Here is a 13,340-nt window from a genome sequence, read left to right as displayed (position 1 = left end):
AGCAACGGACTCGGACTCTTTGTGCGATCGCTCGTTGGATTGGATCGCGAGGCGGCAAAACTGGCTCTAGCTGGTTTCCTTGCGGGAAAGACACTCACCGCGAATCAAATCGAGTTCGTGAACTTGATTATTGATCACCTGACAGAGCACGGGGTAATGAAGCCTGAGTTACTTTACGAATCCCCTTTTACCGATTTGAATCCGCAAGGCCCGGAGGGAATTTTCAACTCCTCACAGATCGATGAATTGGTTGCATTGCTTTCGGAAGTCCGAGCGCGGGCCGTAGCATAGTCATGCCAACTCGCGAGAAACAGCTGCTTGCCGAAAAACCCGAGCGCGCCTTCAAAGGAGCATTGTGAGGACGGAATTACAGGATTCGCAGGAGGGAAGATTGGAGGCAACGCTGAACGCCCGTTGCATCTGGTAAATCCTGTTCATCCTGTCTGCTTCCCGCGCCAACTCCTGGCCGAGCTGTCGTTTCCTGAGGTCCGGCCGGAAAACCGAAAAAGTAACGGGAGGCACTCAAGAGCCACGCTGGAAAATCATCGCTTTACGCCGGATTTCCTGCCAACGATCGTTGCAGCGCAGCCGGACAACGGAAGAAGCCCATGAGTTTCGGACCACGCGTATTATTGGTGGATGACGATGCCGACTTCAGGGAATTCGTGAAGGCCTGCCTCGAAAGGGAGGGCTACCGAGTGCTGGAGGCGACGAACGGCGACCGCGGACTCAAAATGGCGCTGGACGAAACACCCGACCTGGTGGCGCTCGACATCGAAATGCCGGGGCTCGACGGCATCGCGGTGTGCGCCGAATTGCGAAGGCTGCATTTCCCCCATCCGATTCTCATGCTCACGAGCAGAAAGGACGTGGCGGACCGGATCAAGGGGTTGAACACCGGGGCGGACGATTATCTGCCCAAGCCTTTTGATCGCGGCGAGCTTCTCGCGCGCATCAAAGCGCTGCTCCGCCGCAAGGAGCGGGGCGACCAGAAAAAATTGATCCTCACATTCGGCGACGCGCGGGTGAACCTGGAAAATCGGACGGCGACGCGCGGAAGCGCGCCGCTGGAGCTTACGAAAACGGAATTTGCGCTGCTGGATCTGCTCGCGAAAAACGCCGGCAAACCGGTGTCCCGCGAACAGATTCTCGACTCCGTCTGGGGCTACACCTATTTTCCCACCACGCGCACGGTGGACACGCACATCTATCGCTTGAGGAAAAAACTCGGGGACGACGGCGAGCGGCCGAAGTGGCTCAAGAAAATCCGCGGCGAGGGCTACTGTTTATCGGCTTCCGCGATAAGCGGTCCCATCATCCTGGAATAGCGGGCGTAAGCGGCGTCATCGACCAGTGCACGGGCGCCAATCAGCGGATGTCGTCGTCGTTTATCGGCGCGCGCTTTATGAAACGAACGGGGCGCGATGGCCGAATTTGAAAGCGCTGCTGGAGACCGATCCGCGGCTGCAGTTCGCCGATTGATTGTCGGCGGAGCGCCGGGAGGGCCGGGATAAATAATACGCATACATACTTTTTTGATGACAAATCATCGCACGGCACTTATTGAATAGTCCTTATGGCACAGGAACAAACTGTCTCACGGGCGGGGGTGCCGGAAACCTCCACGGTCGCGGCGCCGCGTCCGGGCGGAAGCCCGAAGCACGCATCGGTTTGGCCGGGGAATTCCGGAACGCGGACCACGATGTTGCGCCAAACCTCGCTCGAGATCGTTTAACAAATTATCAGCGTCAACCCCATCCCCGAGATGCGAAACAGCCCAACGACCGGATTGATCGTGGCGACTGCGTTCAGCATGGCGCTCCTGACCGGGTGCGGCAAAAAACCTGTCGCCAAGGAAGGCGGCCTGACCAAGATTCGCGTCGGTTATATCGGCCTGACGTGTGAAGCGCCCATTTTCACCGCCGTGGAAAAGGGCTTTTTCAAGGAGGAAGGGCTGGATGTGTCGCTCGTCAAATGCGAGTGGGCGAATTACAAGGATGTGCTTGCGCTTGGGGGGTTCGACGTGACCCATCACCTGATCATGTATTTTTTGAAACCCATTGAGCAAGGACTGGACGTGAAGTTCACCGGCGGCATTCATCGCGGGTGCCTGCGTGTCCAGGCGCCCTTGAACGGGAATATCCGCTCGATAAAAGATCTGCGCGGCAAAAAAATCGGGGTGCCGGGAATGGGCACACCGCCGTTCATCTTTGCCAACCGCGTGCTCGGAGCAAATGGAATAGATCCCGGCAAAGAAATCACCTGGCTGGTGTTTCCAGCGGGTGAACTGGGACTGGCCCTGGACAAGGGAGACGTGGATGCGGTGGCCGACTCGGAGCCGATCGGCAGCATGCTCATCGCGCAGGGCAAGGTCCGAAACATCGCGGACCAGGCGGCCGATCTGCCCTACAGCACCGAGTATTGTTGCGCCGTGCTGGTAAACGGAAAATTTCTCGCGAAAAATCCAAAGGCGGCGGCCGCAGCCACTCGAGCCCTGCTCAAGGCCGCCAAATGGGTTGAAACCAACCCGGCGGCGGCGGCGAAGCTGTCCGTGGAAAAAAAATATCTCGCTTCGAACTCCGAGCAGAACACGATTGCGATCTCACACCTGCGCTATGTGCCGAGCGTTTCCGGAGCCGAGACCGCCGTCAAACTCGCGTCCTCCGAAATGAAGAACGCAGGTATGCTCAGCCCCTCCACCGATGTGGATGACCTGGCCCGGCGCGCGTTCGCACATCTGGACGGTGTTACGGACGAATGGCTCAACTCGCTTCAGGTCGAAAAGGTCCCCGGCGGTCAGGCCTCGCTGCGTGAGGATGTTCGCAGCTACGCGAAGTTTGACCCCTCTGACCCGTTCTGCTCGGCCTGTCTTGTGCCTCCACCCACTCAATAGATATTTCCATGCAAGAAACCCAGCCGCCGGTTCAGACGCCTGTTGTCGCGCAGCAGCCGCGCGCGTCTGGCGACGCCGATTCCCCGGTGACAACAGGGATGCGCGCCCGAATTCTGCTTGCCGTGCCGGTAACGGCGTTGGTCGCGCTCGCGACTCATGCCTGCGTTTCACCAAAACAACCGGTTCCGGAAACGCGCTCCTACTCGGTGTTTCTTGGGTTGATTCTCGTTGCAGCCATCACGGCTTCGCTGGTACAGCCGTTTTGGTCGGGGCTTCGCCAGTGGATGAAACGCATGTGCCCGATCATTGCGGCCGCTATCTTACTGCTGTGCTTATGGGAGGTGATAACGTCCGGTTTCCGTTTGCTTCCCCTGCCCTATTTTCCGGGCCCGGCCGGCGTGTTACAAAGTCTTCTGGATGATCGCGCGACCCTGTTCGACAGCACGTGGCATTCACTGCTGCTGCTGCTCTCGGGCTACGCGTTGGGAGTGGTCATCGCCCTGATCACCGGCATCTGCATCGGCTGGTTCGCACACGTCCGCTATTGGGGGATGCCTTTGTTGAAAATCGTCGGCCCGATTCCCGCGACTGCGTGGATCCCGCTGGCAATGGTGCTCTCTCCCTCGGCGATGTTCTCCGCCGTGGCGCTGATTGCACTCGCGGTGTGGTTCCCGGTGACGATGCTGACCGTGTCCGGCATCTCCAACACGCGCGCCTCCTACCTGGATGTCGCGCGCACTCTCGGCGCGCGGCAGGCATACCTCATTTTTCGCGTCGCGATTCCGGCCGCCATGCCGAACATCTTCATCGGCTTGTTCATGGGATTGGGCACGTCGTTTCTGACGCTCGTCGTGGCCGAGACCGTCGGTGTCAAATCCGGGCTGGGCTGGTACGTGGCCTGGGCGCAGGGTTGGGCGGAATACGGAAAGGTCTATGCCGCCCTGGTCATCATGGCCGCCTTTTTCTCGACCATCATGACGTTGCTGTTCAAAGCGCGCGACCGAGTGCTGGTTTGGCAGAAGGGAATGATCAAATGGTAAACGCCGCCACCGAAGGATCTTCCCTGCACATTCGTGACGTGCGGAAGGACTTTCCTTCGCCGCACGGCGCGCACGGCCGGACGCAGGCGCTCGACGCGGTCTCTCTCTCTGTTGAAGCGGGCGAACTTATTTCAATCGTCGGCCCCAGTGGCTGCGGAAAATCCACCTTGCTTCGCCTCATCGCAGGTCTTGATTCGCCCAACACCGGAGAACTTCGGGTAGGCGCGGAACCGATCACCGGCCCCAGTGCCGAACGGGGTCTGGTCTTTCAGGATCCCAACCTTTTTCCCTGGCTGACCGTCCGCCGCAACATACAGGCCGGTCTGGTCGCGCGCGGCGTGCTCCACCAGAAACGCCACGAAGTGGACGAGTTCATGCGGCTGGTGGGTCTGGAAGCATTCGCCAATGCCTTCCCTCATCATCTTTCCGGCGGCATGGCCCAGCGGGTGGCTCTGGCGCGGGCGCTGATCAACCATCCCAAAATCCTTCTTCTCGACGAGCCGTTGGGCGCGCTCGACGCTTTCACACGCATGCGTATGCAGGATGAGGTGCTCCGCCTGTGGCAGGACCGCCGCACCACCATGCTCCTGGTCACCCATGACATCGACGAAGCGATTTACATGAGCGACCGCATCGTCATCATGACTCCGGGCCCCGGCCGGATTGAACAGATCATTGCCGTCGGCCTCGACCGTCCGCGCCAACGCAACAGCCCCGAATTCCTCCGTCTCCGCAGTGAGATCCTGGAACTCCTCCACTTCGGGCGTAACGCCACGAACGACGCCGGAACCCACTCACACCTGAATCCGGGCGACTTCAACGAAGCAACCCGCGACAGACCCGACGAGATTTCCGGGCCTGCCCCGGTCGCGTCCGCGGGGGCAGGCTCATCGCAGCCGGACGCCGACGTGATCATCATCGGCGGTGGCCCGGCGGGCTCGACGCTCGGTGCCTACCTTTCCGCCGCCGGCATCAAGCACCTGATTCTCGACCAGGCCGTTCATCCGCGCGCTCACGTTGGAGAATCATTGGTTTGTTCAACGACGCGAATTTTCCAGGAGATCGGTTTCCTGCCCGTGATGGAACAGGCGCGGTTCGTCCACAAACACGGCGCGGTGTGGACCCACTGGGCGGACACCAAAGAACACGTGATTCGTTTCCGCGAAATTCCCGAACTTGGACTCTCCCAGGATTACACTTATCACGTGGACCGCGGGCGATTCGACGAGTTGCTGCTGAAACACGCTTCGTCGAAAGGCTCACGCGTGTTGCAAGGCGCGCGGGTCGAGCGGGTGGAGTTCGGCGCCGACGGTTTCGCGACCGGCGTCCGCATCAGGCAGGACGGCCGGGAAAAGCTGCTTCGTTGCGGGCTCGTGGTGGATGCCTCCGGCCGCGGCACGGTGCTTGGTTCGCAACTGCGCCTGAAGCGCAACGACCCGCTGTTCAATCAATTCGCGGTTCACAACTGGTTCGATGGCGTGGCCCGGGGTGCAACCGAAACCGCCGATTACATTCGTATTCACGTCCTGCCAATGCCGCGTGCCTGGGCCTGGCTCATCCCGATTGACGGCCGCGTCACATCCGTCGGTGTCGTCACACAAAGTGGCGATTTTGTAAAAGGAAGCGAGCTGGCCAAAGACTTCTTCACGCGTCAGATTTCCAGCCACCCGTCGCTCGCCGGCCGAATGGCCCGTGCGCGCCCGCTCCACGAGTTCACTCGCGAAGGCAATTACAGCTACGTGATGGAAAGCTTCGCCGGCAACGGCTGGATGCTCGTCGGCGATGCCGCACGCTTTGTTGATCCGGTCTTCTCATCGGGCGTAAGCGTGGCCATGGAATCCGCAAAGCGCGCCGCCGGCGCCGTCATCCGCGCGCTCGAGCGTGGCGACGTGAGCGCGGCAAGTTTTTCCGATTACGAGAAAAGCGTGCGCACCGGCGTGGACATCTGGCGCGAGTTCATCCGCCTTTATTACCAGTTGCCGACGTTGTTCCTTGATCTAATCGGCAAGCCGGAAGCGCGCTGGCAATTGACGCAGCTGTTGCAAGGGGACGTTTACGACCGCGCCGCCGTTCCAATTCTCCGCCAGATGGAAGAGGCGATCAAAGTAGTTGCCGACGATCCAGCCCATCCCTGGCGGCCCCATCTCTGCACCGATTTGCTTCCGACGTAACGCCGGAAACCGGGCAAACCATCGGCAAAGAATCAATCCCCGCCACCGGCAAGGTCTGACCTGGCTCCGCAGAGCGGCGGCCCCAAGGTACGCAACCTTCTTCGGCCAGCCATCCGCTGATCATTGATTCGGAGCCTTGGACTCGCCAAATGCGCCGGGCGCGGTTTGTTGCCGCCGTTTGAGCAAGGCGACGGTTCCGCACAGCGCCACGCAAAGGCCGACGGCAATCAGAATCTCCTTTGGATCGGGCGAGAAAATGAGGAAAAAGCCCTTGCCTTTCACCAGCGCGGAAAAACTCGAAACACAAAACGGCATCATGAACAGTCGGATGACCTGCCAGCGTTCCAGTTTCACTTTCTTGTCGCCCGCGACGGTAGTGCTGACAAACAAAGCGAAACCGATAATCAGACTCAACCCCAGCGACGTGAGCCAAAGGCGCGGGCTGGGATCGAAATAGCGCTTTAAGACGACCAGATACCAGATGAAGTAGCACCAAAGGATCAACCGGCCCTTGGAAAGATTCGTCAGATAGTTGATTAGCTTCACGTAGTCAGGGTCGTTTTCCTTGTGCCGAGCTGGCGCAAAGGTGAGTAAGCATAGTTTTCCATGGCTGCTTTGGCCCTATCTTTTCAAGAAGCAGTGCGAAACTGGCAAATATCCTCCGGTGAGTCACTTAGCCTGCAATGATTGGCTCAGCCAGCTACGGCTCTCCGTCAATTCCATATGTTAAAGTACTCCTTCGATTTGGTCTTTAAGTACAGGCGCATTTCAATTTCGGCATGCTTCTGAAAAAGTTCAGCGAGCGAACGGCGTTGGTTATAGTCTAAGTTCCGAAATGCGTTTTTAACGTAATTCATCAATTCCAAGATTACAGCATGCAGCGAAAATGACCCGTCGTCATTTCGGAAATAATTGTCGGGGGCTTCCCAATGTGTGGCGAACTCGGGAACTATTTGAATTACTGCCTTGAGAAGTTCATCAGGTGTTGGACGTCGCCGAATGAGAATAAAGTCAGTTTCCATAGTAGTTGTTCCCTTCGTTCATAACACCATCGCAGGAACAATTCCTCGCATTTTATCGAGAATAATCGAGCATTTTCATTCTGCTGAACTGCTGTTCTCAATCCCAGACCGCAACTCTTATGAATGGCGGGCAGAAAACCTCATGCTTGTTTGCGAACTGATTTTCCCTTTTGATTGGGGCATGGCAGACGAGATTTACGACGTGATTGTGATTGGCGGCGGGCCGGGCGGCAGCAGCACGGCCTCCTTTCTCGCACGCGCCGGCAAACGCGTGCTGGTGTTGGAGAAGGAACATTTCCCCCGCTTCCACATTGGCGAATCTCTTCTTCCCTATAACCGCCGTTTCTTTGCGGACATGGGCGTGCTGGAAACGCTCGAGAAGCAAGGTTTTCCCCTCAAGACCGGCGCGCAATTCCACGTTGGCAACGGTTCCAAATGCCTGAAGTTGATTTTTCGCAACGGACATTACACCAAGGAAGCAACGGCGTTCCAGGTCGAACGCTCAAAGTTCGATCATCTGTTGCTGCAACACGCGCAAAAGTCAGGCGCGGAAGTGCGCGAAGGCGTCACCGTAACCCGGTTTGACAACACGGCACCGAATTTCGTCGCCGTTGAAACACGCGATGCCACGGGCGCGGTGCAAACCTTTCGCGCCCGCTTCCTCATAGACGCCAGTGGCCGCGGCAATTTGACCGGCAATCAGCAGGGCATCCGCGTCGTCCACCCGCACCTGAAAAAACTCGCCCTGTTCGGCCATTTCACCGGCGTGAAACTGGATGAAGGCCGGGCGCGCGGTGACACCATCATCGTCCGGCTGGAGAACAAATGGTTCTGGATCATTCCGCTCGCGAAGGAAAAGGTCAGTGTCGGCTGCGTGATGGACCAGGCGGAGTTTGCGGCCATGAAGCAGCCGCCGGAAGAGGTTTTCAACGGCATCGTGCGGTCCAGCGCCGTGATGCGTGAGCGGATGAAGGACGCGCGGTTGCTCAACACCATCCAGGCGACCGGCGATTTCTCCTACCGCAACAAGAGCTTTGTGAACCGCCGCCTGATACGCGTCGGCGACGCGGCCGGTTTCATGGACCCGATTTTTTCGGCGGGTGTTCATCTGGCAATGTATTCCGGAAAACTCGCTGCCCGGGCGGTTATCGAGTCGCTGGACGCCGGCGACGACGGGATGAAGCGCCTGCGCAAGTATGAGCGCCACGTCCATCGCGCGATGCAGCTCTACTGGGAAATGGTCGAAGGCTTTTACACGCGGTCGTTCATCGAGGTGTTTTTCGAACCGCGCAACAAATTCAATCTTCCCTCTGCGGTGACCGCGCTGCTGGCCGGCGAACTGGATGGCGGTTGGAGGGTTTACTGGCGGATGCGGCTTTTTTTCTGGATTGTGAAAATCCACTCGCGTTGGCCCATCCTTCCGAAGATCTGTTTTGATGACCCGCCCGACAAGCCATCGACGATGCAACCGGCCCAGCCACCCTCCGGGCGGGTCGTGGAACGGGCAGTCGAGCTTTAGCGACGTTGGAACGTGGTTCCAGGCAGGCAAAGGGGCAACCCATCAAGCGCGGCGGCTTTTGAATGTTCGTCTCAAAGGCAGGGAAGTTTCGCCCGCAGCGAGTCTCGGTCGGAACCGCGCGCAGGACGTGTGCCGGTCCCCTTCGCCTGCGCGAAAACGGGGACAGACGCCGGGGTCGCGCTCCTTGTCAGCATCACTTTTCCATCGTCACGTCGCCGCCAATGATGCGTTCAAGGTGACCGTGTTGAGTGCGCAACAGCAACGCGCCGTCCGCGTCGAGGGATTCGGCGCGGCCCTGCACGCGGCGGTCGCCAACCCGTATCACGACATCGCGCCCGATGGTTTCGCACCGTTCCTCCCATTCATCTGCCACAGCCTCGAACTGGCGAGAGCTGACACGGGCGTAGTCGCGTTCGAGCTCGCGCAGGATTTCTGTCGCCAATCCGGCGCGATCCGGTGATTCCCCGGATGCGATCCTGAGCGAGGTGGCGTGTTTGCGGAGATCGGCGGGAAACTCGCTTGCGCTCAAATTGACATCCACGCCAATCCCCAAGATGACGTATTTCACGGTATCGAGTTCGCCATGCATTTCGGTCAGGATGCCGGCAATTTTTTTCCCGCCGATCAGGACATCATTCGGCCATTTGATCGTCGGCACCAAACGGGTTTGAGAGCGGATGGCGCGAACGAGCGCCGTGGCGGACGCGATGGTCAATCGCGTGACAGCCTGCGGCCGGAGCCGCGGACGCAGCAGCACGGAAAACCAAAGTCCTTTGCGCGCGGGCGACATCCATTTGCGGCCGAGGCGCCCCCGTCCTTTCGTCTGGGATTCGGCAAACACGACGACTCCCTCCTCGACGCCGTCGCGCGCCAGTTTTTCGATGACGTCGTTTGTGGAGGTGGTTTTTTCAAACACCCGGATGTCCCGCCCGATGACCCGGGCTTTACCGAGACGCGAGAGCAAATCGTCAGCATGAAGGACATCGGGCGCGCCGCGCAGCCGGTAACCCGCGTGCGGGCTGGCCTCGATGTCATACCCCAACGAACGAAGCTCCTCAATGCGCGCCCAGACGGCAGTCCGGCTGATGCCGAGCCGATGCGACAATTCCGTGCCCGGGACGCCGGCGCCGGCCCTTCGCAACGCCGTCAGGATTTCGGAGTCGATGGTCACAATGAAACAGATCCCCGCTGTTAATTTCGTGAAACGGCGTCAGAATTCAAAATCCAACGCAACGTCCACCGCCCGCGCGGAATGAGTGAGAGCGCCGACGGAAATGAAATCCACGCCGGTTTCGGCAATCTGGCGAACGGTGCCGAGATTCACTCCGCCGCTGGCTTCGGTGCGGGCGCGGCCCCTCGCCTGCTGCACCGCCTCCCGCATTTGCACATGATTCATGTTGTCCAGCAGGATGATGTCGGCGCCCGCTTCCAGGGCCTGTTCGACCTGCTCCAACGTGTCCACCTCGACCTCAATGCTCTGACGCGGACATTTCTCCCGGGCGCGTTTGACCGCCACAGCGATGGCGTTCGGTGATTCGTCGCGCAACGCCATCAGATGGTTGTCCTTGATGAGGATGTTGTCGAACAGGCCCAGACGGTAATTTCGCCCGCCACCGCACGTGACCGCATATTTCTCCAGACGGCGGAGCCCCGGCGTTGTTTTGCGCGTGTCGAGAATCTCCGCGCGGGTGCCCTTGATTGCGTCAACGAACTGGCTCGTCAGCGTTGCAATGCCGGACAGTCGCTGGATGAAATTCAATGCGACGCGTTCCGCGGTCAGGATTGCCTGCGCGGGCCCTTCGATGCGAAGAAGTGGCTGGCTCGCACTCAACCGGTCCGCGTCGCTTGCCGCCGGAACGATTTGGACCGCCGTGGAGATCTCACGGAAAGCGGCCTCGGCAAGCGCCAACCCCGCTACCACCAGCGGTTCGCGCGCCGCCATCGTCGCCTTTGCGGTCACGCCGGGCGAAATGATCGCAAGCGTGGTGATGTCGCCGTTGCCGATGTCCTCGGCAAGAGCGATTTGAACCGCGCGGCGGACTTCTTCGGCGGAAAGCGCTTCCATGCGGACAGCATGGTGGCAACGTTCAAATTCGCAACGCAAAAACGGCATTGAACGGCGGAGTGCGAATTGTTACCAATGCGCGCAATCGCAAGATATGAACACCACGACAAAGCGTTTGCTCGTTCACATACAATTGCTCGCCACGGTGGCACTTGTGTTCGTCGTTCCAGACCAGGTGTCCCGGGCCCAGACGAATCCGGGCTCCACGAAATGGGAGTCTGAAATCAGGGCGTTTGAGGCCGCCGATAGAACCAGCCCACCCCCCACTGGCGCCGTCCTTTTCATTGGCAGTTCGAGCATCCGGCTCTGGAAATCCCTGGCGCAGGATTTTCCCGGGTTCAAAGTTCTCAACCGGGGATTCGGCGGGTCACAGATCGCCGATTCCACTGCCTTCGCCGACCGCATCGTGTTGCCTTACAAACCGAAAGTGATTGTGCTCTACGCCGGAGACAACGACATAGCGGCAGGCAGGTCACCGGAACAGGTCCTGGCCGACTTCAAGGCGTTCGTTAACAAAGTGCGCGGCGGACTTCCCCGGGCGCGAATCGTGTTTCTGTCGATCAAGCCAAGCCCGTCGCGCTGGCAGTTCGTGGAAAAAATCCGGGCTGCCAACAACCTGGTCGAAAACTTTTGCAACCACGAAAAACGGCTCGCTTACATTGACGTTTTTAATCCGATGCTCGGGAGAGACGGCAGCCCGCGGGCAGAACTGTTCGGTGAGGACAAGTTGCACATGAACGCCAAGGGATATGCGCTGTGGACCTCGATCATCAGGCCGCGATTGGCAAAGTAGAACCGTGTCCCGATTTCACCCGGCCTGCGAACTCACCAACATGCCGTTCACATTCGCACCCGCGGGCAGCCGCCGGGCTACTGAGCGACCTTGTGGTCGTCGGTGAAGCGGGCAAAAGCATCTTTCATCGCCTTCTCGAGGTTGGCAAAGGCGGACTCGGTTGCCGCCTTGAAGTCCTGCCATTTGTCGGCACTGCTGTTCTTCAATTGTTCCAGCTTGTTGGCGGCGACTTCTTTTCTCTGCTGGATCTGCGTGAGCGCGTTGGTCCATTCGGACCTTGCCCTGTTACCCACCGGACCTGACTTCGCTTTCAGGCGGGACAGATGTTCATCGAGTTCCGCCAGCTTGTCCGCCAAACTCTTCTGCAACTGTTCCTTTTCGCGCGTCAAATAAGTGGTCGTGGTAGCCACCGCATTCTGAGCGCCTTTTTCCAATTTCTCGACACCTGCGGCCGAGGCGTTGGTTGCCGCCGGCGGCGAACTTTTCCCTTCTTTTCCACATCCCGCGCTCAAGGCGAGACCGGACACGAGCAACATGACCGCCATTCTCCTGCGTTTCATAACATGTCTTCCTTCAAACTTTGATCGTGGCTGCTCCAGCCCGTTCAATATGCCGCGGCATCGGCAGCACGCGGAACTTCTCACGACAAGAATTTTGCTGAATTAAACTCCGGTCTCAAGCATCTTAACAACATGGCCAGCATCATCGTTCATCCGGATTGGCGCATTTCGGAACGGCTCGTGACCCCGGAAAAGGCATTCTTGAATCGTCGAGATTTCCTCCGACGGGCCGGCCTCACGGGCGCGGGATTGCTGGCAGTTCCGCTGTCCCGCCAGGCCCGGGCGGATTCGGCCGCCCCCGCATCCCCGGCCCGAACCAACGGCGTCGCCGCTTCAATCACTCCCTCGAAAAACTTCCCCGCGCCGCGCAACGGCGAGTTCAATCCCAACCGGGCGTTGACCAGTGAAAAGGTCGCGGGTCACTACAACAATTTTTACGAGTTCAGTCTGGGCAAGGACGTGTATCGTTATGTGGACAAATTCGTCACTGCTCCGTGGCCGGTGCAGGTCGGCGGACTGGTGGAAAAACCCATGACCCTCGACGCGACGGAACTCGTGGATATGTTCGGACTGGAAGAGCGCGTTTACAGAATGCGATGCGTCGAGGCGTGGGCAATGATCGTGCCGTGGACCGGATTCCAGTTTTCCAGACTCATCGAAAAAGTTGTTCCGAAACCGGAGGCGAAATTCGTCCGGTTCGAGACCTTCAACCGCCCGGACCAGTCTCCCGGAATGGCCGAGGCGCCGAATTATCCGTGGCCGTATTTCGAGGGTCTGCGCCTTGACGAGGCGATGAATCCGCTCACGATGATGGTCACCGGCATTTATGGCAAACCCCTGCCCAAACAACATGGCGCGCCCATCCGGATGGTGGTTCCGTGGAAATACGGGTACAAGAGCATCAAGTCCGTGGTGAAGATCGAATTCATCACGAAGCAACCGAGAACTTTCTGGGAGACGTTGCAACCGGAGGAATACCCGTTCGAATCGAACGTGAACCCGAACGTGCCCCATCCGCGCTGGTCGCAGGCCACCGAGCGGATTATTGACACGGGTGACCGCGTAAAGACTCTGCTTTACAATGGATACGGAAAATACGTCGCGCAGCTTTACTCCAGGGCTTGATTTTCAGCTTTCGCCCGCGTGACGAAACGGATAGCCTCGCGTCCAATCAAGCGATGCCAGTCCCTGTCATCAGCGTCGCCCAGATGCGTGAATGGGAGAAGGCCACGTGGGCGGCCAAACGGACTCCGGCGCAAGTCATCAGCCGCGTGGGG

The 13,340-nt window shown here is 59.0% G+C and carries 12 protein-coding genes and 1 pseudogene; 9 read left to right on the top strand and 4 right to left on the bottom strand.

All coding sequences use genetic code 11. From position 1 onward, the window contains the following. From VN887_00945 to VN887_00920, 6 genes and pseudogenes are all read left to right on the top strand, one after another. The coding region (locus VN887_00945; GenBank protein HXT38566.1) for a type I restriction-modification enzyme R subunit C-terminal domain-containing protein at positions 1-291 on the top strand (291 nt) is incomplete at its 5' end. Between the two features lie 317 nt (positions 292-608). Beyond that, positions 609-1,328, top strand: coding sequence for a response regulator transcription factor (locus VN887_00940; protein HXT38565.1), 720 nt, complete (start codon positions 609-611; stop codon positions 1,326-1,328). Between the two features lie 437 nt (positions 1,329-1,765). Further along, positions 1,766-2,893, top strand: a complete 1,128-nt coding sequence (locus tag VN887_00935) for an ABC transporter substrate-binding protein (GenBank protein HXT38564.1) — start codon at positions 1,766-1,768, stop codon at positions 2,891-2,893. Between the two features lie 8 nt (positions 2,894-2,901). Next, positions 2,902-3,933 (top strand): ABC transporter permease subunit, encoded by a 1,032-nt coding sequence (locus VN887_00930; GenBank protein ID HXT38563.1) that lies wholly within the window; start codon positions 2,902-2,904, stop codon positions 3,931-3,933. Beyond that, positions 3,927-4,694: pseudogene (locus tag VN887_00925) on the top strand (ABC transporter ATP-binding protein). The gene VN887_00930 and the pseudogene VN887_00925 overlap by 7 nt, the downstream one beginning before the upstream one ends. Positions 4,695-4,841: 147 nt before the next feature. Next, the gene (locus VN887_00920; GenBank protein ID HXT38562.1) at positions 4,842-6,104 is read left to right on the top strand and encodes an NAD(P)/FAD-dependent oxidoreductase; all 1,263 of its coding nucleotides are present in this window, start codon (positions 4,842-4,844) and stop codon (positions 6,102-6,104) included. 120 nt (positions 6,105-6,224) lie between these two features. Here VN887_00920 and VN887_00915 read toward each other — a convergent pair whose 3' ends face one another. After that, a complete protein-coding gene (locus VN887_00915) occupies positions 6,225-6,650 on the bottom strand; it encodes a hypothetical protein (protein ID HXT38561.1) in 426 nt (141 codons plus the stop codon). A gap of 618 nt (positions 6,651-7,268) precedes the next feature. Between VN887_00915 and VN887_00910 the strand changes: the two genes are divergently transcribed. Then, on the top strand, positions 7,269-8,645 hold the full coding sequence (locus VN887_00910; protein HXT38560.1) for an NAD(P)/FAD-dependent oxidoreductase: 1,377 nt from the start codon (positions 7,269-7,271) through the stop codon (positions 8,643-8,645). 193 nt (positions 8,646-8,838) lie between these two features. Here the strand turns inward: VN887_00910 and VN887_00905 are convergent, their stop codons facing one another. Both VN887_00905 and nadC read right to left on the bottom strand, forming a co-directional pair. Beyond that, positions 8,839-9,816, bottom strand: a complete 978-nt coding sequence (locus VN887_00905) for a biotin--[acetyl-CoA-carboxylase] ligase (protein HXT38559.1) — start codon at positions 9,814-9,816, stop codon at positions 8,839-8,841. A gap of 39 nt (positions 9,817-9,855) precedes the next feature. After that, positions 9,856-10,710: a carboxylating nicotinate-nucleotide diphosphorylase gene (gene nadC, locus VN887_00900; protein ID HXT38558.1), complete on the bottom strand. Its 855-nt coding sequence runs from the start codon at positions 10,708-10,710 to the stop codon at positions 9,856-9,858. Between the two features lie 94 nt (positions 10,711-10,804). Here nadC and VN887_00895 point away from each other — a divergent pair, with 94 nt between their 5' ends. Then, positions 10,805-11,503 carry an SGNH/GDSL hydrolase family protein gene (locus VN887_00895; protein ID HXT38557.1) on the top strand — a complete coding sequence of 233 codons (699 nt, stop codon included), beginning with the start codon at positions 10,805-10,807 and terminating at the stop codon, positions 11,501-11,503. A gap of 77 nt (positions 11,504-11,580) precedes the next feature. On the opposite strand, the gene VN887_00890 is transcribed toward VN887_00895, so the two are convergent. Continuing rightward, complete coding sequence (locus VN887_00890; protein ID HXT38556.1) at positions 11,581-12,063, bottom strand: hypothetical protein; 483 nt, start codon at positions 12,061-12,063, stop codon at positions 11,581-11,583. 132 nt (positions 12,064-12,195) lie between these two features. On the opposite strand from VN887_00890, the gene msrP reads away from it, so the two are divergent. Next, complete coding sequence (gene msrP / locus VN887_00885) at positions 12,196-13,188, top strand: protein-methionine-sulfoxide reductase catalytic subunit MsrP (protein ID HXT38555.1); 993 nt, start codon at positions 12,196-12,198, stop codon at positions 13,186-13,188. Positions 13,189-13,340 lie beyond the last annotated feature (152 nt).

The organism is Candidatus Angelobacter sp. (assembly GCA_035607015.1).
Classification (GTDB): Bacteria; Verrucomicrobiota; Verrucomicrobiia; order Limisphaerales; family AV2; genus AV2.
The sequence above is the reverse complement of the archived record's forward strand: the minus strand, read 5'-3'. Positions and strand labels throughout refer to the sequence as shown.